This window comes from Pseudomonas californiensis (genome assembly GCF_021147775.1).
GTDB lineage: Bacteria > Pseudomonadota > Gammaproteobacteria > Pseudomonadales > Pseudomonadaceae > Aquipseudomonas > Aquipseudomonas californiensis.
The window spans coordinates 130,344-149,026 of sequence record NZ_JAGTPK010000002.1 but is presented as its reverse complement, the minus strand read 5'-3'; the positions used below and the strand labels follow the sequence as shown (position 1 = coordinate 149,026).

The 18,683-nt window shown below is 59.4% G+C and carries 18 protein-coding genes; 2 read left to right on the top strand and 16 right to left on the bottom strand.

Annotated elements, in window-relative coordinates; genetic code table 11:
• Nucleotides 1–11: 11 nt before the first annotated feature.
• The 4 genes from fabD to KDX37_RS02770 all read right to left on the bottom strand — a co-directional run bounded on the left by fabD (nucleotide 12) and on the right by KDX37_RS02770 (nucleotide 2,817).
• Nucleotides 12–950, bottom strand: coding sequence for an ACP S-malonyltransferase (fabD, locus tag KDX37_RS02785; RefSeq protein ID WP_231651155.1), 939 nt, complete (start codon nucleotides 948–950; stop codon nucleotides 12–14).
• Nucleotides 951–1,066: 116 nt separating this feature from the next.
• Entirely contained in the window at nucleotides 1,067–2,089 is a 1,023-nt protein-coding gene (gene plsX, locus KDX37_RS02780) for a phosphate acyltransferase PlsX (protein WP_231651154.1), read from the bottom strand.
• Between the two features lie 4 nt (nucleotides 2,090–2,093).
• Nucleotides 2,094–2,276, bottom strand: coding sequence for a 50S ribosomal protein L32 (gene rpmF / locus KDX37_RS02775; RefSeq protein WP_231651153.1), 183 nt, complete (start codon nucleotides 2,274–2,276; stop codon nucleotides 2,094–2,096).
• A 13-nt stretch (nucleotides 2,277–2,289) separates the two neighbouring features.
• Nucleotides 2,290–2,817 (bottom strand): YceD family protein, encoded by a 528-nt coding sequence (locus tag KDX37_RS02770; protein ID WP_231651152.1) that lies wholly within the window; start codon nucleotides 2,815–2,817, stop codon nucleotides 2,290–2,292.
• 106 nt (nucleotides 2,818–2,923) lie between these two features.
• Between KDX37_RS02770 and KDX37_RS02765 the strand changes: the two genes are divergently transcribed.
• Nucleotides 2,924–3,502: a Maf family protein gene (locus KDX37_RS02765; protein ID WP_231651151.1), complete on the top strand. Its 579-nt coding sequence runs from the start codon at nucleotides 2,924–2,926 to the stop codon at nucleotides 3,500–3,502.
• Nucleotides 3,503–3,558: 56 nt separating this feature from the next.
• On the opposite strand, the gene sppA is transcribed toward KDX37_RS02765, so the two are convergent.
• The 3 genes from sppA to rluC are packed head-to-tail and all read right to left on the bottom strand — an operon-like array spanning nucleotide 3,559 to nucleotide 6,189.
• Nucleotides 3,559–4,557 (bottom strand): signal peptide peptidase SppA, encoded by a 999-nt coding sequence (gene sppA / locus KDX37_RS02760; RefSeq protein ID WP_231651150.1) that lies wholly within the window; start codon nucleotides 4,555–4,557, stop codon nucleotides 3,559–3,561.
• Nucleotides 4,558–4,580: 23 nt separating this feature from the next.
• The gene (locus KDX37_RS02755; RefSeq protein WP_231651149.1) at nucleotides 4,581–5,243 is read right to left on the bottom strand and encodes an HAD-IIIA family hydrolase; all 663 of its coding nucleotides are present in this window, start codon (nucleotides 5,241–5,243) and stop codon (nucleotides 4,581–4,583) included.
• Nucleotides 5,233–6,189, bottom strand: a complete 957-nt coding sequence (gene rluC / locus KDX37_RS02750) for a 23S rRNA pseudouridine(955/2504/2580) synthase RluC (RefSeq protein ID WP_231651148.1) — start codon at nucleotides 6,187–6,189, stop codon at nucleotides 5,233–5,235. The genes KDX37_RS02755 and rluC overlap by 11 nt, the downstream gene beginning before the upstream one ends.
• Nucleotides 6,190–6,904: 715 nt before the next feature.
• On the opposite strand from rluC, the gene rne reads away from it, so the two are divergent.
• Nucleotides 6,905–10,198, top strand: coding sequence for a ribonuclease E (rne, locus tag KDX37_RS02745; protein WP_455127248.1), 3,294 nt, complete (start codon nucleotides 6,905–6,907; stop codon nucleotides 10,196–10,198).
• Between the two features lie 109 nt (nucleotides 10,199–10,307).
• Here rne and murB read toward each other — a convergent pair whose 3' ends face one another.
• From murB to KDX37_RS02700, 9 genes are all read right to left on the bottom strand, one after another.
• Entirely contained in the window at nucleotides 10,308–11,330 is a 1,023-nt protein-coding gene (gene murB / locus KDX37_RS02740) for a UDP-N-acetylmuramate dehydrogenase (RefSeq protein ID WP_231651146.1), read from the bottom strand.
• 40 nt (nucleotides 11,331–11,370) lie between these two features.
• Nucleotides 11,371–12,135, bottom strand: a complete 765-nt coding sequence (gene kdsB / locus KDX37_RS02735) for a 3-deoxy-manno-octulosonate cytidylyltransferase (RefSeq protein WP_231651145.1) — start codon at nucleotides 12,133–12,135, stop codon at nucleotides 11,371–11,373.
• Nucleotides 12,132–12,317, bottom strand: a complete 186-nt coding sequence (locus KDX37_RS02730) for a Trm112 family protein (protein ID WP_231651144.1) — start codon at nucleotides 12,315–12,317, stop codon at nucleotides 12,132–12,134. The genes kdsB and KDX37_RS02730 overlap by 4 nt, the downstream gene beginning before the upstream one ends.
• A gap of 17 nt (nucleotides 12,318–12,334) precedes the next feature.
• Nucleotides 12,335–13,330: a tetraacyldisaccharide 4'-kinase gene (lpxK, locus tag KDX37_RS02725; RefSeq protein WP_231651143.1), complete on the bottom strand. Its 996-nt coding sequence runs from the start codon at nucleotides 13,328–13,330 to the stop codon at nucleotides 12,335–12,337.
• Nucleotides 13,330–13,761, bottom strand: coding sequence for an ExbD/TolR family protein (locus KDX37_RS02720; protein ID WP_231651142.1), 432 nt, complete (start codon nucleotides 13,759–13,761; stop codon nucleotides 13,330–13,332). The genes lpxK and KDX37_RS02720 overlap by 1 nt, the downstream gene beginning before the upstream one ends.
• On the bottom strand, nucleotides 13,758–14,435 hold the full coding sequence (locus KDX37_RS02715; protein WP_231651141.1) for a MotA/TolQ/ExbB proton channel family protein: 678 nt from the start codon (nucleotides 14,433–14,435) through the stop codon (nucleotides 13,758–13,760). Before KDX37_RS02715 ends, KDX37_RS02720 begins: the two co-directional genes overlap by 4 nt.
• A gap of 80 nt (nucleotides 14,436–14,515) precedes the next feature.
• On the bottom strand, nucleotides 14,516–16,732 hold the full coding sequence (locus tag KDX37_RS02710; protein WP_231651140.1) for a DNA internalization-related competence protein ComEC/Rec2: 2,217 nt from the start codon (nucleotides 16,730–16,732) through the stop codon (nucleotides 14,516–14,518).
• Between the two features lie 135 nt (nucleotides 16,733–16,867).
• A complete protein-coding gene (locus tag KDX37_RS02705; protein WP_231651139.1) occupies nucleotides 16,868–17,656 on the bottom strand; it encodes an ABC transporter permease in 789 nt (262 codons plus the stop codon).
• Nucleotides 17,653–18,585, bottom strand: coding sequence for an ABC transporter ATP-binding protein (locus tag KDX37_RS02700; protein WP_231651138.1), 933 nt, complete (start codon nucleotides 18,583–18,585; stop codon nucleotides 17,653–17,655). The genes KDX37_RS02705 and KDX37_RS02700 overlap by 4 nt, the downstream gene beginning before the upstream one ends.
• Between the last annotated feature and the right edge of the window lie 98 nt (nucleotides 18,586–18,683).

The following is an 18,683-nucleotide window of genomic DNA, read 5'->3' as shown; positions in this document are numbered from 1 at the left end:
GCTTCTCCTAATCAGGCCAGTGCCGCACGGGCGGCGGCAAAGGCATCCGGGGTATCCAGGTTGTAGGTAGTCACGCCTTCAGCGCAACGTTTGTTAAGGCCAGCCAGCACTTTACCCGGCCCGCACTCGACCAGTTGAACCGCACCGCGGCTTGCCAGGCACTGGATGGATTCCACCCAGCGCACAGGCTTGTACAACTGCTCCAGCAGGTCACGCTTGAGCGTAGCCAGATCAGTGACTGCGCTGGCACTAACGTTCTGTACCAGAGCGATCTCCGGCGTTTGCCATTCGATCGCTTCGATGGACTCGGCAAAGCGCTCGGCTGCCGGACGCATCAGCTCGCAATGCGAAGGCACGCTGACAGGCAATGGCAAGGCACGCTTGGCGCCACGGGATTTGCACAGCTCCATCGCCCGCTTGACCGCGCCGGCGGAGCCAGCGATAACCACTTGGCCTGGCGAGTTGAAATTGACCGCACTGACCACTTCACCCTGCGCCGCTTCGGCACAGGCTGCGATCACGTCAGCATCTTCAAGACCCAGAATCGCCGCCATGCCGCCCTGACCGGCCGGCACCGCTTCCTGCATCAATTGGCCACGGCGTTCAACCAGCTTGACCGCATCGGCCAGGCTCAGGCTTTGCGCCGCAACGAGCGCGCTGTATTCACCCAGGCTGTGGCCCGCGACAAACGCAGGAACCGCGCCACCCTCGGCCAGCCAGACATGCCACAGAGCAATCGAGGCAGTCAGAATCGCAGGCTGAGTCTTGTCGGTCTGGTTGAGCAGCTCGGCAGGACCCTGCTGGGTCAGCGCCCAGAGGTCGTAACCCAGCGCGTCGGACGCTTGCTCGAATGTGTCGAGGATCAAAGGATGCTGAGCACCTTGCTCGGCAAGCATGCCGAGCGATTGCGATCCTTGACCCGGAAAGACGAATGCGAGGGATGCAGACATTTGACAAGCCCCTGAATTGTTGCAACCAAAATAAGCGCCCGGAAAAGCCGAACGCATGAATTCAAATGTACATGACTGATCGGTTGGATGACTGACCAGTCTGATGCGTCACATTTTCAGGCCTGGTCGTCCTGAAACACCGCTTCAAGCCGAGCACTGAGGCGTTGCGGCAGATTATCATCCGCCTCGATCAACGCCCGCTGTATCGCGCTCTGGAAGCCTTCGATACTTGCAGAACCATGACTTTTCACCACCACCCCTTGCAACCCCAGCAGGCTCGCACCGTTATGGCGAGCAGGCGCCAGATCAGCCTGCAGACGTTTCAACAACGGCAGGGCGAGCATACCGACCGCTCTGGTCATCAGATTCTGATTGAACAACGTTTCAATCCGGGCAGCGATCATCGTCGCCAATCCCTCACTGGACTTGAGCAGCACGTTGCCGACAAAACCATCACACACCACGACATCCGCCTCGCCACGGTAGAGCCCATCGCCTTCAATGTAGCCGACGTAATTCAGCCCTTTCGCTGCCTGCAACAAGCCTGCGGCGACCTTGACCTGCTGATTGCCCTTGATGTCTTCGGTACCGACATTCAGCAGCGCGACCCTGGGCCTGGCCACGCCCAGCGTCTCGGCCATGACGGACCCCATGACCGCAAACTGATACAGCGCCTCAGCGCTGCAATCGACATTCGCCCCCAGATCCAGCAACTGACAATAGCCGCTACGGGTCGGAATGGCGGCGATCATTGCTGGCCGATCAATACCCGGCAAGGTCTTGAGCACGAACCGGGACAGCGCCATCAGCGCACCGGTATTACCCGCACTGACGCAGGCCCGAGCCTGACCGCTGGCTACCAGGCCGAGCGCAACACGCATCGACGAATTTGGCTTGCCTCTCAACGCCTGCGACGGGCGCTCATCCATACCGACGACTTCGCTGGCATTGATAACACGCAGGCGCGAGCGATCCACACCATGATGGCGGGCAATCTGTTCTTCAATGAGGGAGGCTTGGCCGACAAGGGCCAGGTGAAGCGAGGGCGTAGCAGTCAGGCACGCGAGGCTGGCCTGAACAATGTTGCGGGGACCGAAGTCCCCGCCCATTGCATCGATCGCAATGATCGGAGCGGACAAGAAATTACTCGTCAGCGCCCTTGTCGATCACTTTACGGTCACGGTATACGCCTTCTGGCGATACGTGGTGACGCAGGTGAACTTCACCAGTGGTTTTTTCTACCGACAGAGTGCTTGCCTCAAGAGCGTCGTGCGAACGACGCATGTCACGGGCAGAGCGGGATTTTTTGTTCTGCTGAACAGCCATAATTGATTAACTCCTAAACGTTTGGGTCACGCTTTAACTGCGCCAATACACTGAACGGGTTGGACCGTGTTACCTCGTCCACGCTCGGTTCGGGCTCATCGAGACCCGCCGGTTGCTGGCATTCTTCCGGATGATGAGCAGGCACAATGGGCAAGGCGAGCAAAAGCTCCTCCTCGATCAATGCCAGCAGATCCAATGGATCTTCGCCCAGTTCCAGCACGTCATAACCTTTCGGTAACGACTGGGTATTCGCACCCTCCTTCACCACAGCGTAACTACACTCGCTGTGGATCGGCAGGGTGACCAGCTCAAGACAACGCTGGCAAACCATTTTGACCGAGACGTCTATCGAACTGTGGATAACCACTGAACGGCGTTCGTCACGCTCAAAAGTGAATTTAGCCTGCACCGTACCGACAGTGTCGGAAAGCGGGTCGCAGAGTCTCTCCAAATCGGCCAGCAGCACTTCGCCCTGAAGGGTAGTGCCGCGATCAGCCAATTTGCGCGGGTCAACGTGAGGTGGAATCGGGTCATTCAACATAGGCGCAGCATTCTAGGGATGCCCCCTTGGCATGTCAAAGGAAATTCAGGCCTGTTCGCAACTCCGGCCACTCATTAGAATTACCGCTCAGCCTACGGAGAACCGCATGCCTTCCCTGCTCCTTGCCTCCAGCTCTTCCTATCGCCGCGAATTGCTCGCCCGCCTGCGCCTGCCATTCACCTGCAGATCGCCGGATATCGACGAAAGCCGCTACCAACAGGAGCCCGCCGCCGACCTCGTACAGCGCCTCGCCAGAGAAAAAGCGCAGGCACTGGCCAACGAATATCCGGACCACCTGATCATAGGCTCCGATCAGGTAGCCGTGCTCCACGACCAGATACTCGGCAAACCACATACCTTTGAGCGCGCCCTGGAGCAACTGTCAGCGTCCAGCGGGGCCAGCGTGACCTTCATGACTGGCCTCGCCCTGCTCAACACCCGCACAGGCCACTGTCAGGTCGACTGCATCCCCTTCACCGTGCACATGCGAACACTTGAGCAGGCCACCATCGAGCGCTACCTGCGCGCCGAACAACCCTTCGACTGCGCAGGCAGCTTCAAGGCAGAAGGCCTGGGCGTCAGTTTGTTTCGCAGCACCGAAGGCAATGACGCCACCAGCCTGGTCGGCCTGCCATTGATTCGCCTGGTGGACATGCTAATAAAGGAAGGCGTGACCGTCCCTTGATCCAGAATGAAAAAGCCCGGACAACAGGCGCCGGGCTTTTTCATCACATTAAAGAATCAACGCAGGGTCGGCCCTGTAAAGCCGGTCAACATCGCGATCCGCTCGGCCATGCTGGTTCCCAGCTTCTTGGAAAAGCGATCGAATGGCGACTCTTCAACCGTGTATTCGACGATGTCCTTTTCTCCGATCACTTCACGCGCCACATAGTTGGCGCTGCCCAGACCGTCCACCAGCCCCAGCGCAACAGCCTGCTCGCCGGTCCAGACCAACCCGGAAAACAGCTCTGGATGGTCTTTATCCTTCAAACGATCACCACGCCCCTGCTTGACGCTGGCAATGAACTGACGATGCGTCGTATCCAGAACACCCTGCCAGAACTGTGTTTCGTCAGCTTTTTGCGGCTGAAACGGGTCAAGAAATGCCTTGTGCTCACCCGACGTGTACGTGCGCCGATCAACACCCAGCTTTTCCATGGCGCCGACAAAACCGAAACCGGCAGCCGTCACACCGATGGACCCGACGAGACTGGCCTTGTCGGCGTAAATCTGGTCGGCTGCGCTGGCGATGTAGTAAGCACCGGAGGCACCCAGGTCAGTGATGACTGCGTACACCTTGATGTTCGGTTTTTCTGCACGCAAACGACGAATCTCGTCATACACATAACCCGACTGCACAGGGCTGCCGCCCGGGCTGTTGATACGCAGGATCACGCCTTTGGTCTTGGCATCCTCAAACGCCTTTTGCAGCGCCGTGACGATATTCTCGGCACTGGCTGATTCCTTGTCCGCGATAACACCCTGAACATCGATCAGTGCGGTATGACTGGAGCGGCGCGAAGCACCACCTTCGAAATCCAGCATCGGGACGATCACCGCCGCGAACAGAAAAACAAACGTCAGCAGCTTGAAAAAGATTCCCCAGCGCCGTGCCCGACGCTGCTCCTGAACACTGGCCAGCAAGGTTTTCTCAAGGAGCTTCCAGCTTTTCGCATCTTCCTTGCTGTTGACCGCGTCGTCCCTGTCTTGCGAGACGGGCGCTTTCCATTCGTCAGACATGCTTCTTTCACTCCAACTCGAAACTAGACGCCGCGCCCATTCAACCAGGTGCGCAGCTCGGAAAAATGGTCGATAGCCAGACGCGGCTGAAACTCACGCAGCGAATCCAGCGACTGCGCGCCGTAACCCACTGCAACCGAATCCATACCCGCATTGCGTGCCATCTGCAGATCGAACGAAGAATCGCCGATCATCAACGAACGCTCAGGCGCCACGTCACAATGCGCCATGATCTCGTGCAGCATCAACGGGTCCGGCTTGCTGGCGGTTTCATCCGCAGCACGAGTGATATCGAAAAATTCAAGCCAGCCATTGGCTTTCAGCACCCGGTCCAGCCCGCGACGTGCCTTGCCTGTCGCTACAGCGAGACGATAGCCCTGATCACGGAAGGCCTGAATGGACTCTGGCACGCTATCAAACAGGGGCGATGGCACTTCATCCATGGTCATGTAGCTGTCGGCATAGCGCTGCCGGAAATCAATCATCTCGTTGGCGGTAATCGACGGGTACAGGGTGCGAATTGCTTCGGGCAAGCCAAGACCGATAATCCCCTTGATCGCCTGATCGTCACGCACCTCCATGTCATTCTGGATGGCCGCCTCGCGCATGGCTGTCACAATGCGCCCTATGGAATCAGCCAGCGTGCCGTCCCAGTCGAAAATCAACAGATCATAATCACGGCGCACTCAAACGCTCCACTGTCTTGGCCCACATTTCGTCAACGGGCGCCTGCAAATTCAACTTGCCGCCATCAGGTAATGGCACGGTCAACATATAGGCATGCAGAAACAGGCGTTTGCCGCCCAGATCGCGGATTTCGCGACTGAAGCTTTCATCGCCGTATTTCGTGTCGCCCGCAATGGCGTGCCCGGCATGCAGCGTGTGGACACGGATCTGGTGAGTGCGCCCGGTCACCGGCTTGGCTTCGACCATGGTGGCGAAATCGCCGAAACGACGCAGCACCTTGAAAATCGTGAGCGCCTCCTTGCCCTCTTCATTGACCTCGACCATCCGCTCACCGGAACGCAGATTGCTCTTGAGCAGCGGCGCACGCACTTGTTTCAAGGCAGTAGCCCAGTTACCGCGCACCAGCGCCATGTAGCGCTTGTCGACGCCATCACCGCGAAGCGCTTCGTGCAAGTGGCGCAACATGCTGCGCTTTTTGGCAATCATCAGCAGGCCGGAGGTGTCACGGTCCAGACGGTGAACCAGCTCAAGCTCCTTGGCGTCCGGGCGCAACTGGCGGAACGCCTCGATGACACCGAAGCTCAGACCGCTGCCGCCATGCACAGCAATACCGGCGGGCTTGTTGAGCACGATCAGCGCCTTGTCTTCATAGACAATGGCGGCCTCGAGGCGCTGCAACAAGGCCTGCGCAACCGGCACGGGCTCGTCGCGCTCAGGCACGCGCACAGGTGGAATGCGAACGATATCTCCTGCCTGCAACTTGTACTCGGGCTTGATCCGACCTTTGTTCACACGCACTTCGCCCTTGCGCAAAATGCGGTAAATCAAGGTCTTGGGCACACCCTTGAGGTAAGTGATCAGAAAGTTATCGATGCGTTGACCGGCAAGTTCCGGCGCAACCTCTACCAGCTGGACGCCGGGGGTTGGAGGGGCAATATTCGTCATGCGGCAAATCATAACAATTTTTTATGGATTTGAAGCACTTAATGATTGCTGCTATAGTCGCGAACGCCGCCATAAGCGGCCGGACAGCGGACCAACGGTTGACAGCCGGCCCTGACCAACGCAATTCAAGAGGACGCGAGGCCGTCCTACGAAGCGTTCGGTGACAACGAAGCATGCTGGAAACGTAACAGGCGCAGGTGACATGAGGCCGGAAACACGCCAGATCGCAGAGCAGACAGCTCGCTTTCAATGCGAATACCATGGCCAGTTCACAAGGTGCAGTCGCTTCCAGACGCTACGAGCGAATGTTTCGGGAACAACGCCTTAAGCCATGATGCGCGGTCTTCCCTATCGAAGATTGCGGTAAATGCCAACCCGCTGCGGATTCTGCGCGCGGCAGCACCCGAATTATCAGGGATACGTGTAGGGTGGAGACGCACAACCATCGGACTGTGTAGCACAAGGCTTGTTTTAGACGCTTCATCTCGTCCGCTACCGATGGTCGATTCCTCCTCCTGACAAAGCTTTTGCTGACAGGGTGTCTTAATGTCACCACAGCAAGCAGGAAACGTCGTCGCGACTCTCCGCCCCCTCTGGGCGAGAATCTCGCTAGACACTGGAGTGTCCAACCACTCCTGACGCGCCCTGACACCGACCGTGAGAAGTCGTGTGTGCCGAACGCCGTTTCCGGCAGCCCGGAAACCGACGGTACTACATGAAAAGAATGCTGATTAACGCAACTCAACCCGAAGAGTTGCGTGTTGCTCTGGTAGACGGCCAGCGCCTCTACGACCTGGACATCGAGTCCGGTGCGCGCGAGCAGAAGAAGGCCAACATCTACAAAGGCCGAATCACTCGCATCGAACCCAGCCTTGAGGCTGCCTTTGTCGATTTCGGCTCTGAGCGCCACGGGTTTCTGCCCCTCAAGGAAATCTCCCGCGAATACTTCAAGAAAGCCCCTGAAGGCCGCGTAAACATCAAGGACGTCCTGAGCGAAGGCCAGGAAGTCATCGTTCAGGTCGAGAAAGAAGAGCGTGGCAACAAGGGCGCAGCCCTGACCACCTTCATCAGCCTGGCTGGCCGTTATCTGGTCCTGATGCCAAACAACCCGCGCGCCGGTGGCATCTCTCGTCGCATCGAAGGCGAAGAGCGCAACGAATTGCGTGAAGCCCTCAATGGCCTGATCGCACCGGCCGACATGGGTCTGATCGTTCGCACTGCAGGCCTGGGCCGCAGCAGCGAAGAAATGCAGTGGGACCTCGATTACCTGCTGCAACTGTGGACCGCCATCAAGGAAGCATCACTTGATCGCTCCGCGCCGTTCCTGATCTATCAGGAAAGCAACGTCATCATCCGCGCCATCCGCGATTACCTGCGCCAGGACATCGGCGAAGTGTTGATCGACAGCGTTGAAGCCCAAGAAGAAGCCCTGACCTTCATCCGCCAGGTGATGCCGCAGTACGCCAGCAAGATCAAGCTTTACGAAGACAGCGTTCCGCTGTTCAACCGTTTCCAGATCGAAAGCCAGATCGAGACCGCCTTCCAGCGGGTCGTCGAGCTGCCTTCCGGTGGTTCCATCGTTATCGATCCGACCGAGGCACTGGTGTCCATCGACATCAACTCGGCGCGCGCCACCAAAGGCAGCGACATCGAAGAAACAGCCCTGCAGACCAACCTTGAAGCGGCAGAAGAAATCGCCCGTCAGTTGCGCCTGCGTGACATCGGCGGCCTGATCGTCATCGACTTCATCGACATGACGCCCGCCAAGAACCAGCGCGCCGTGGAAGAAAAAGTCCGCGAAAGCCTGGAAGCCGACCGCGCCCGCGTTCAAGTGGGTCGCATCTCCCGCTTCGGTCTGCTGGAAATGTCCCGTCAGCGCCTGCGCCCTTCGCTTGGCGAGAGCAGCGGTATTGTCTGCCCACGTTGCAACGGCACCGGTATCATCCGTGACGTTGAATCGCTGTCGCTGGCTATCCTGCGCCTGATCGAAGAAGAAGCCCTGAAAGACCGTACTGCCGAAGTACGCGCTCAGGTGCCAATCCCGGTTGCCGCATTCCTGCTCAACGAGAAGCGTAACTCGATCACCAAGATCGAATTGCGTACCCGTGCACGCATCATCATTCTGCCGAACGATCATCTCGAAACGCCGCACTTCGAAGTTCAGCGTCTGCGCGATGACAGCCCGGAAGCCCACAACAACCAGTCCAGCTACGAAATCGCTGCTGCCGCTGCCGAAGTGGAAGAGATTGCTCCACTGGCTGCCGCAACCCGCACGCTGGTCCGCCAGGAAGCCGCTGTCAAGACCGCTCCTGCCCGCGCCAACGCGCCAGTGCCTGTCGAAGCAGTTGCTGTTGCACCGACTCCAGCACCTGCCGCTCATGAGCCAAGCCTGTTCAAGGGTCTGGTGAAATCGCTGGTCAGCCTGTTCGCCAGCAAAGAAGAGCCTGTCGCTCCGGTTGTAGTCGAGAAGCCTGTTGCCGAGCGTCCAGCACGCAACGAAGAGCGTCGCAACGGTCGTCAACAGAGCCGTGGCCGTAACAATCGTCGTGACGAAGAACGCAAGCCTCGTGAAGAGCGTGCGCCACGTGAAACCGCCGAACGTGCGCCGCGTGAAGAGCGCGCACCTCGCGAGGAACGTGCTCCACGTGAAGAACGTGCGCCGCGCGAAGCGCGTGAAGAAACAACCACCACACGCGAAGAGCGTCCAGCCCGTACATCGCGTGAGCGCAAGCCACGTGAAGCCCGTGAAGATCGCCCGGTCCGCGAGCTGCGTGAAGCGCTGGATGCAACCCCTGCCGTAGAAGTCGCCCGTGAAGAGCGCCCTGAGCGTGCTCCTCGCGAAGAACGTCAGCCACGTGCACCTCGTGAAGAACGTCAACCACGCGCCGAACAGGCCGAAGTTGCCGCTACCGAAGAGGAAGTGCTGCTTAACGAAGAGCAGGCACAGGATGACAACCAGGATGGCAGCGAAGGTGATCGTCCTCGCCGCCGCTCCCGTGGTCAGCGTCGCCGCAGCAATCGTCGCGAGCGTCAACGTGATGCCAACGGAAACGTGATCGAAGGTTCCGAGGAAAACGGCAGCGAAGAAGACAGCAGCTCCGAGCAGACCGCTGGTCTGGCACTGACTGCAGCTTCCGCAGCAGCTGCAGGCAGCGTGATCAGCGCACCGGCAGAGGCTGATGCCCACAAGCAGGCCGAGCGAGCCAACAGCACCGTCGAAGCCCCAGCGGTGGACGCGTCCGAACAGGCGCCGGTTGCCGAAACGCCTGCCTTGCAAACGCCAGTAGTCGACACCTCGCCAACAGCAAGCCCGTTGATCGAAAGCCCGGCAGTAGAAAGCCCAGTGGTGGAAACGCCAGCGGCTTACGAGCCAACGGTCGAACTGCCAGCAATCGAAGCGCCTGTTTCGAAAGAAGCTCCACAGCCACAGGCCGCGCCTGAGGTCGAAGTCCAGCCAGAAGCGGTCGAAGCGCCAGCCATTGCTGCACAGACAGAGCTGTTCGAAGCACCGCACGCTGAGCGCGTTGTACCGTTCACGCCGACACCAGAGCCTGCGCCACAAGCGCCGGTCGAAGTTGAAGCCAAGGATGACGTGCCTGCGACCGAATCTGCTGAGCTGCCAACGCCAACCCCGGTTGCCGAGCCCCTGTTCGTCAAGGAGGAGCCTGCTCCTTACTTCGCGCCCCAGGTCGCTGCCGAGGAACAAGCACCAGCAGCAGACGTGCAGGAGCCAGTAGCCGCTGAAGCACCGGCCGTACCGGTCAGCAGCACTGGCCGTGCGCCGAACGATCCACGCGAAGTGCGTCGTCGCAAGCGTGAAGAAGAAGCGCGTCGCCAGGCCGAACAGGCCGCTGCAAGCACTCCAGCCATTGCCGAAGCAGCACCTGCTGTCTCTGAAGCAGAATCGGCCCAGCCTGAACAGGCTACCGAGGAGAAGGCTGAAGATACCGCAGGTCAGCCGCACGTAGAGCACGCCGAGAAAGAAACCGAGCCTAAACCTCTCGTCTAAACCCGGCGCATGAAAAAGCCCCGCCTGTGCAAACAGGCGGGGCTTTTTTTATGCTTTCAAATTGTGCAAAAGCAAAAGCCTGATCAAACCTTTGATCAACCAGACCTTATCAATACAGGTTCGGCTCCATCTCAAGCTCAACACCGAAACGCTCGACGATATCCGCCTGGATACGACGCGCAAGGTCCAGCAGCTGCAAGCCGCTGGCTTGCCCATAATTGACCAGCACCAGTGACTGCAGCGCATGCACTCCGGCATCGCCATCGCGAAAGCCTTTCCAGCCAGCCTGCTCTATCAACCAGCCTGCGGCCAGTTTGACCTGAGTATCACCGGCGAGCGGATAGCCCACGACGCCTGGATGCTGGCGTCTGATCGTGGCAAACAGGTCGGCCGAAACCACCGGGTTCTTGAAAAAGCTGCCCGCATTGCCGAGCACCGCAGGGTCAGGCAGTTTTTCACTGCGAATAGCACAGATCGCTCGACTGACATCGAATGGAGTCGGCTGCTTGATACCCAGTGCCTCCAGGCGCTGACGAACCGGACCGTATTCCAGATGCAGTTGCGCGTCATGACTGAGGTTGAAACGCACGCGCAGAATCAACCAACGGCCAGGTTGTTGCTTGAATACGCTGTCACGGTAGGCAAAGGCGCAGTCCTGCAAAGAGAACTCATGCAGTTCGCCAGTCTCGCGATCCAGCGCAGTCAGACTGTGAAAGACATCCTTGATCTCGACGCCGTAAGCGCCAATATTCTGCATCGGCGCCGCACCCACAGTGCCGGGGATCAGACTGAGATTTTCCAGCCCTGAAAGGCCCAGCTCCAGGCATGACTGCACGAAGGGATGCCAAGGCTCGCCAGCCTCGGCTTCGACCAGCACATCGCGACAGTCTTCATGCACGATGCGGATGCCACGACTGGCCATGCGCAGCACCAGCGCCTGAACATCCCCGCTGAGCAGCAGATTACTGCCGCCCCCGATGACCAACAGCGGGATTTCATGCTCAGCGGCGTACGTCAGTGCCTCTCTGACGTCATCGTCGCTATGGGCTTCAGCAAAAAGCCTTGCCTTGACGTCCACACCAAAGGAGTTGAACGGCTTGAGTGAAACATCAGACTGTAACTGCAACGTCATGACTTTGTTTTCCCCGACCCGAGCACCTGAAAAGCCGACATCAACCCTCCAGCAAGCGCCTTACGCGCTCGAGGTCTTCAGGCGTATCGACGCCTGCAGGCGGTGCCAGAAGCGCGTCTGCCACATGAATACGTACACCATTCCAGAGCGCTCTGAGTTGCTCGAGGCTTTCGGTGTTTTCCAGCCAGCATGGACCCCAACTGACAAAGTCATGCAGGAACCCGGCACGGTAGGCATAAATCCCGATATGACGGCGATAAGGCACGCCAGCAGGTAGTTCATCCGTACTCTTGGCCAGCGCATCGCGTGCCCAGGGTAACGGCGCACGGCTGAACGTCAGGGCCAGACCGTTGATGTCCGTGGAGACCTTGACGACATTGGGATTGAACAACGCAGCTACGTCCTCGACAGGCTCGGACAGCGTGGAGATTCCGGCTTCAGGGTGCGCGGCAAGATTGGCTGCAACCTGATCGATCACCTCAGGCGGAATCATCGGCTCGTCGCCCTGTACATTGACCACGATTGCGTCTGCGGCCAGACCCAGCTGGGTAGCCACTTCTGCAAGCCGATCAGTGCCCGAGTTGTGATCCTCGCGGGTCAGCAGCACCTGCGCACCAAAGGCTTCGCATGCCTCGACGATACGGGCGTCATCCGTAGCGACCACCACACGTTGAGCACTGCTTTTGAGGGCCTGCTCCCAGACGTGCTGCACCATCGGCTTGCCCGCAATCATTTTCAGAGGCTTGCCGGGGAAACGGCTGGAGCCATAGCGCGCAGGAATCACAACGGTGAAGGCTGCGGTCATTTGTCCAGACGCTCATCGGCTGTCAGGGTGCGTGCTTCGCTTTCCAGCATCACCGGGATGCCGTCACGAACCGGATAGGCAAGGCCCGCGCCTTTGCTGATCAGCTCGGTCTTGTCCGCGCTGAGCTTCAATGGGCCCTTGCAGATCGGGCAAGCAAGGATGTCGAGTAGTTTGGTGTCCATAGGAGATCCTGAAGCAATCAAGGAGAGAAACGAGACAGCTGCTCATCGAACCAGCTGACGAAGGCGTCGGAAGGTACTGCATCCACTGCCAGATACCACCAGTCATCCGCTGCAAACGCTCGGCATTTGACGGCGTCCTTTTCGGTCATGACCACGGGTAGCGATGGCGTGAAAGTCAGTGCCTGCAGACTGAAAACCGCATGATCAGCAAACGCGTGAGTGACAGGTCGCCAGTGTAATCCTTCAAGGGTATTGAAGAAACGTCGAGGATTGCCGATTCCGGCCACCGCATGCAGCGCTTGCCCGGCCGGGAAATATTCTACCGGCTGGTGCTCGCCGCTGCGCAGATTGACCAGCGCCGAAGGCTTGAGCGTGAAGGCGTAACCGTCATCACGGTCCTCGGTTGCGCCGTTGTAAAGCAAGGCGTCCACACTCGCCAATCGTTCAACCGGCTCGCGCAGAGGTCCGGCAGGCAGGCACCGCCGATTGCCCAGGCCGCGAGCGGCATCAATCAGCACCAGTTCCAGGTCGCGGGCCAGACGGTAATGCTGCAAGCCGTCATCGGAAAGGATCACGTCCAGCGGTTCGGCAGCCAGCAATGCCCGTACGGCGCTGCTGCGATCAGGATCGATCATCAGCGGCACACCGCAACGCTGCACGATCAGCAGAGGCTCGTCGCCTGCTTCGGCAGCACTGTGCTCTGGCAGAACTCGCCACGGCAGGGTCGGCGGTTTGGCGCCGTAGCCACGGCTGACCACACCCACACGCAGACCCCGGCGCCGACAATGCTCGATCATCCACAGGATCAGGGGCGTCTTGCCGGTGCCGCCAACAGTGATGTTACCCACCACGATGACCGGCACCGGCGCCTTGTAGATCGCGCCCTCGCCCGCCAGAAACCGGGAACGCCTGGCGTTCACGACCCGACGGTAAAGGCTTTCAAGAGGGCGCAGCAGCACCAGCGCAGGGTGGCCTTTGTACCAGGCATCAAGCAAGCGGTCGGTGAATGCCATCAGTTAGCCGATGCGGCCTCGACAGTGGTCATGCGCAGATGGCTGAAACCCAGTTTTCCGGCCGCATCCATGGCAGTGATAACGGCCTGATGAGGGGTCTTGCCGTCGGCACTGATGGACAGCGGCAAGCTGGTGTCGCCCGCCGACTCGCGCTGCAAGGCTTCGATCAGCGTCGCCAGATCGTTCTTCGGCAGCAACTGGTTGTTCAGGGAAAATACCCCGTCAGCATTGATGGCGATATCCAGATGCTTGAGGCTCGCATCGACTTCCGGCGTACCGGTCACCGCCTGGGGCAAATCAACGCGCAACTGGGTTTCGCGGGTAAACGTAGTCGTCACAATAAAGAACAGCAGCAGGATGAATACCACGTCAATCAGCGAGACGAGGTTGATGTCGATGTTCTCCCGCGGCCTGCGGCGACGAAATTTCACTTCTTCTTGCCCCCGCCAGCCTTGGCCAGCGACACGAGATCGACTTTGGCATCGATAAGGTCGACATCACGGTCGCCCTGCACCACTTCAACCAGGCGAATGGCTTGCTGCTCCATACCGACAACCAGCTCATCGACCCGACTTTGCAGAAAGCGATGGAAGAAGATGGCGGGGATTGCAACGATCAGACCCGACGCCGTACAGATCAACGCCTTGGAAATACCGCCCGCCAGCACCCCGGCATTGGCCGTTGCACCGGAGCTGTTGAACGAACCGAAGATGTCGATCATACCCAGCACGGTACCCAGCAGACCCAGCAGTGGGGCCATGGCAGCGATCGAACCCAGCGCACTGAGGTAGCGCTCCAGATCATGGATGACCCGGGCGGCGGCCTCTTCGATGCACTCCTTCATGATCTCGCGACCGTGCTTGGAGTTGGCCAGACCCGAGGCAAGAATCTCGCCCAACGGTGAGTCGGCGCGCAACAGCTTGAGCTTTTCGTTATCGAGCTTTTTGTCCTGGATCCACTGCCAGACCTGCCCCAGCAAGTGAGGCGGGGCGATACGGCTGGCACGCAATGTCCAGAGACGCTCGATGATGATGCCAGCAGCGGCAATGGAACTCAAAACGATCGGCAGCATCATCCAGCCGCCAGACTTGACCAGTTCCCACACAGCAGCCACTCCCTTGAAAATTGGCGCCACTCTACCATAGGGTCGCGGGCTGCCGAACGATCAGATCGATAAGCGTGCGTTCAGTCACGCCAGAAACGCCGCTGCGCCCGCTCTGCCAAAGGCTTGCCGAATGCACCCAGCTGGAGGCTGATCGCACCCAGCTCAACGCTGTCATAAGCGGTGATGCCCAGCCATTGATAACGCGACATGACCAAAGGATGCGGATGCCCGAACGCATTGTTGCGCCCACGGGAAATCAATACACCGACGGGCGCGACAGCGCGCAGAAATGGTTTGGAGGACGACGTCCGGCTGCCATGGTGCGGAGACTGCAGCCAGTGCGCGCGCAGGTCAAAACCACTGTCTATTGCCGCATGCTCTGCCGCGACATCGACATCGCCAGCCAGCAGCAGCCGCTCGCCACTCGCCTCGACACTCAGCATGCAGGACGCCGGATTGCCTGCCGGGGCCTGCTCCCAGCGCCAGGTAGAGAACGTCACGCCGTCCCATTCCCATTGCTCGCCGCTCTCGCACAGTCGGGCATCGAGTTGCGGGGCCAGCCTGGTCACTTCGCCGCCCAGTACGCGAGACACCGGCAGCGCACGATGAACGGCCAATGCGCCTCCGGCATGGTCGGAATCGGCATGGCTGATGAGCATCAGGTCCAGGTGACGTATACCGGCCTTGCGGATCGCAGGCAGCACCACGCGCTGACCGATATCGAACTCGCCAAAGCGCGGCCCCGCGTCATATAACAATGTGTGATGGCGAGTGCGCAACAGAATCGCCAGTCCCTGCCCGACATCCAGTTGCAGGACCTCGACCTGGCCGTGGGGCACCGGTTCATGGGATGGAAACACACACAGCAATAACATGGGCCAACCCAGTGGTCGCATGGGCACGCCCTTCGGCAACAGCAGCAGAACTGCACCCAGCACGCCAAGCGCCCACGCCCAGAGCGGCAGGGCACTGGGCAACCATGCCGGAACACGTTCGGCCACCCAGCCGAGAAACATGAACAGCCATTCCAGCGCACCACCAGCCAGCCAGAGCAGGCCTTCACCGACGACCGGGACCGCAAGCAGCAATGTTCCGATCAGAGCAGGCGGTAAAACGATCAGGCTGACCCAAGGCACCGCCAGCAGGTTGGCGAGAGGGCCGCTGACGCTGATCGGCAGATTCAGCGCGAGCAGGATCGGCAGCAAGCCGACGGCGATCAGCCATTGCGCACGCGTCCAGCTCTGCCACCAGCGCCAGGCGCCCAGGCGTCCGCTGAAAATCAGGATCAGAATTCCGACTGCCGAGAACGACAGCCAGAAGCCGGGTTGCAGGCTGACCAGGGGCTCGAACAGCAATACGGCATTGAGCGAGAACAGCAAAGGCAACGTCACGCCCAGATGGCGAAAGCGCAAGCGCCAGAGAAGCACCATGGCAACCATCACACAAGCGCGGCGCACCGGCACATCAAACCCTGCCAGCAACCCGTAGCCCAGCGCGGCGGCGAATGCCAGACCACAGGCCCACGGCAGCCACGGCAAGGCGCGCGGCCACAGACCGCGACGCGCCAGAACGCTGACCAGCGCGTACATGACGCCAGCCAACAAACCAATATGCTGACCGGAAATCACCAGCAGGTGCACGGTGCCGGTATCTTGCAGCACCTGCCAATCGGTGGTGGACAAGCCGGATCCGTCGCCCAGTACCAGCGCTGCCAGCCCGCCCCCCCGGCCTTGCGCATCGACAGCCAGCAACCGTTGGCGAATCGCATCGCGCCAGGCTGCACGGGCGGGAGCCAACAGTTGGCCGTCTGCTACCGAGCCGGTTGCGCCAATACGCTGGGCCAATAACCAGGCCTCATAGTCGAATGCATCCGGATTGACCAGCCCGCCGGGGCGCTTGAGCTTGACTGCCAGCCGCCAACGCTCGCCACTGCGTACTTCAGGCCCGCCATACCAGGCAACACGGATCAACCCGGGCAATTTTGTACGGCGCGACGCAGCGTTCGCCAGCTCAAAACGTACAACGCCATCGGCCACGCTCGGCAGGCCGACCACCTTGCCCTGTAGCCAGAGCGTCTGGCCATCGAGGCGCTGTGGCAGCCGATCAGTCAGCGCCCACTGCGCAGACATACAAGCCCAGGTGAAACCGAACAGAAAAAGCGCCAGCCAATAGGTCCGGAATGGCAAAAGCATCAACGCCACAATCGGCATCAACAGCAACAGCCAGGTGGGTGGCAAGGCAGGCAGAAAACGCAGGGCCAACAGCCCGGCGGCAAGCGCGATCATCCCTGTGCGCATGGTCAATCCTCAAAGCAGAGAGCTTCAAGGATGAGCGCAAGCGAAGGATCGGGTGAGGAAGGTGTGTTTCAGAATCTGAGCAGAGCGAGCCGTGCAGCTATCAACCCGCCAGAAGGCAGGTCGACAGACACAATATTACTGACGCATCCCGCGCCCACTGACCAGCAGGCGGGCGCAACCGAAATACAGCACAACGGTCGCGACAATCATGAACGCCATGGCGATGCTGATCTTGATATCAGAAACGCCAAGAATGCCGTAGCGGAAGGCGTTGACCATGTGCAGGACCGGGTTGGCCAGCGACACGGTCTGCCAGAACGGCGGCAGCAGGTTGATCGAGTAGAACACCCCGCCCAGGTACGTCAGTGGCGTCAGGACGAAAGTCGGGATGATCGAGATGTCATCGAAGTTGCGCGCAAACACAGCATTGATGAAGCCCAGCAACGAAAAAATGGTTGCGGTCAGTACCACGACAACAATGGTGACGCCCAGATGATGCACTTGAAGGTCGGTGAAGAACATCGACAGCATGGTCACGATGAAACCGACCATCAGCCCGCGCAAAACGCCACCCAGGGTGTAACCGATCAGAATGGTGTGCGGCGATACCGGAGACACCATCAGCTCTTCGATGGAATGCTGAAACTTCGCGCCAAAGAAGCTTGAGACCACGTTCCCATAGGAGTTGGTGATCACTGACATCATGATCAGACCGGGGACGATGTACTGCATGTAAGTGAAGCCGCCCATATCACCAATCTGGCGACCGATCAGATTACCGAAAATGACGAAGTACAGGACCATGGTGATCGCAGGCGGCAGCAGAGTCTGCGGCCAGATGCGCATGAAGCGGTGGACTTCACGGTTGACGATGGTTTTCAGGGAAACCAGGTTGGGGCGCAGTTCGCCGGTCTTGTCGATCATACCGCCACCTTCGCGAGATTTTTCTCGACCAGAGACACGAACAACTCCTCAAGACGATTGGATTTGTTGCGCAGACTCAGCACTTCAATGTTCTGAAAGGCCAGTTGGCTGAACAACGCTGTGATACCAACGTCCTTGTCGACCTGAACTTCCAGCGTATGGCTGTCCAGCAGACGGCACGGGAAGCCCGGCAACTGCGGCGCGGTCTGCCAGTTGGCCTTGAGGTCCAGTACGAAGGTCTCGACCGTCAACGTGCTGAGCAACTGCTTCATGCCCATGTTCTGCACGATCACCCCGTGGTCGATGATGCCGATGTTGCGACACAGTTGCTCGGCCTCCTCCAGATAGTGGGTGGTCAGGATGATGGTGATGCCCTTCTGGTTGAGCTCGGTCAGGAAAGTCCACATCGAACGACGCAACTCGATGTCCACGCCCGCTGTCGGCTCGTCAAGGATCAACAGCCGCGGTTCGTGGACCAGCGCGCGGGCAATCATCAGTCGGCGCTTCATGCCGCCCGACAGCGAGCGCGATGGCACGTTGCGCTTGTCCCACAGCCCCAACTGGGTCAGGTACTGCTCGGCGCGTTCCATGGCGATCTTCTTCGGGATGCCGTAATAGCCAGCCTGAGTCACGACGATGTCGAAGGTTTTTTCGAACTGATTGAAGTTGAACTCCTGCGGCACCACGCCAATGCTGCGCTTGAGCGCAGCGGGTTCACGGTCCAGGTCGTGGCCGAAAATATTGACCGTGCCGCCGGTTTTGTTGACCAGCGTGGAAATGATGCCAATGGTAGTGGATTTGCCAGCGCCGTTAGGGCCGAGCAAGGCGAAGAAATCACCTTCGGCAACGTCCAGGTCGATACCACTCAGGGCCTGGAAACCGTTGCCGTAGGTTTTGGTTAGCTGCCGGATGGACAGAGCGGAAGACATATCGGAAAACGCACCAATCTGGAAAAAGGGAGATGAATCAGCTGCGAGCACCAGAGGGTGGCCACTCGCTCACGCAATGGTGCGTGGATGACCTCTTC

Bases quoted from the DNA above. Each gene is read 5' to 3' on its own strand.
- KDX37_RS02700 (WP_231651138.1), bottom strand. From the start codon at position 18,585: ATGTCTTCCGCTCTGTCCATCCGGCAGCTAACCAAAACCTACGGCAAC.
- rpmF (WP_231651153.1), bottom strand. From the start codon at position 2,276: ATGGCTGTTCAGCAGAACAAAAAATCCCGCTCTGCCCGTGACATGCGT.
- rluC (WP_231651148.1), bottom strand. From the start codon at position 6,189: ATGACGAATATTGCCCCTCCAACCCCCGGCGTCCAGCTGGTAGAGGTT.
- rne (WP_455127248.1), top strand. From the start codon at position 6,905: ATGAAAAGAATGCTGATTAACGCAACTCAACCCGAAGAGTTGCGTGTT.
- lpxK (WP_231651143.1), bottom strand. From the start codon at position 13,330: ATGGCATTCACCGACCGCTTGCTTGATGCCTGGTACAAAGGCCACCCT.
- KDX37_RS02710 (WP_231651140.1), bottom strand. From the start codon at position 16,732: ATGCGCACAGGGATGATCGCGCTTGCCGCCGGGCTGTTGGCCCTGCGT.
- sppA (WP_231651150.1), bottom strand. From the start codon at position 4,557: ATGTCTGACGAATGGAAAGCGCCCGTCTCGCAAGACAGGGACGACGCG.
- KDX37_RS02765 (WP_231651151.1), top strand. From the start codon at position 2,924: ATGCCTTCCCTGCTCCTTGCCTCCAGCTCTTCCTATCGCCGCGAATTG.
- fabD (WP_231651155.1), bottom strand. From the start codon at position 950: ATGTCTGCATCCCTCGCATTCGTCTTTCCGGGTCAAGGATCGCAATCG.
- murB (WP_231651146.1), bottom strand. From the start codon at position 11,330: ATGACGTTGCAGTTACAGTCTGATGTTTCACTCAAGCCGTTCAACTCC.
- KDX37_RS02705 (WP_231651139.1), bottom strand. From the start codon at position 17,656: ATGATCGACAAGACCGGCGAACTGCGCCCCAACCTGGTTTCCCTGAAA.
- KDX37_RS02770 (WP_231651152.1), bottom strand. From the start codon at position 2,817: ATGTTGAATGACCCGATTCCACCTCACGTTGACCCGCGCAAATTGGCT.
- kdsB (WP_231651145.1), bottom strand. From the start codon at position 12,135: ATGACCGCAGCCTTCACCGTTGTGATTCCTGCGCGCTATGGCTCCAGC.
- KDX37_RS02730 (WP_231651144.1), bottom strand. From the start codon at position 12,317: ATGGACACCAAACTACTCGACATCCTTGCTTGCCCGATCTGCAAGGGC.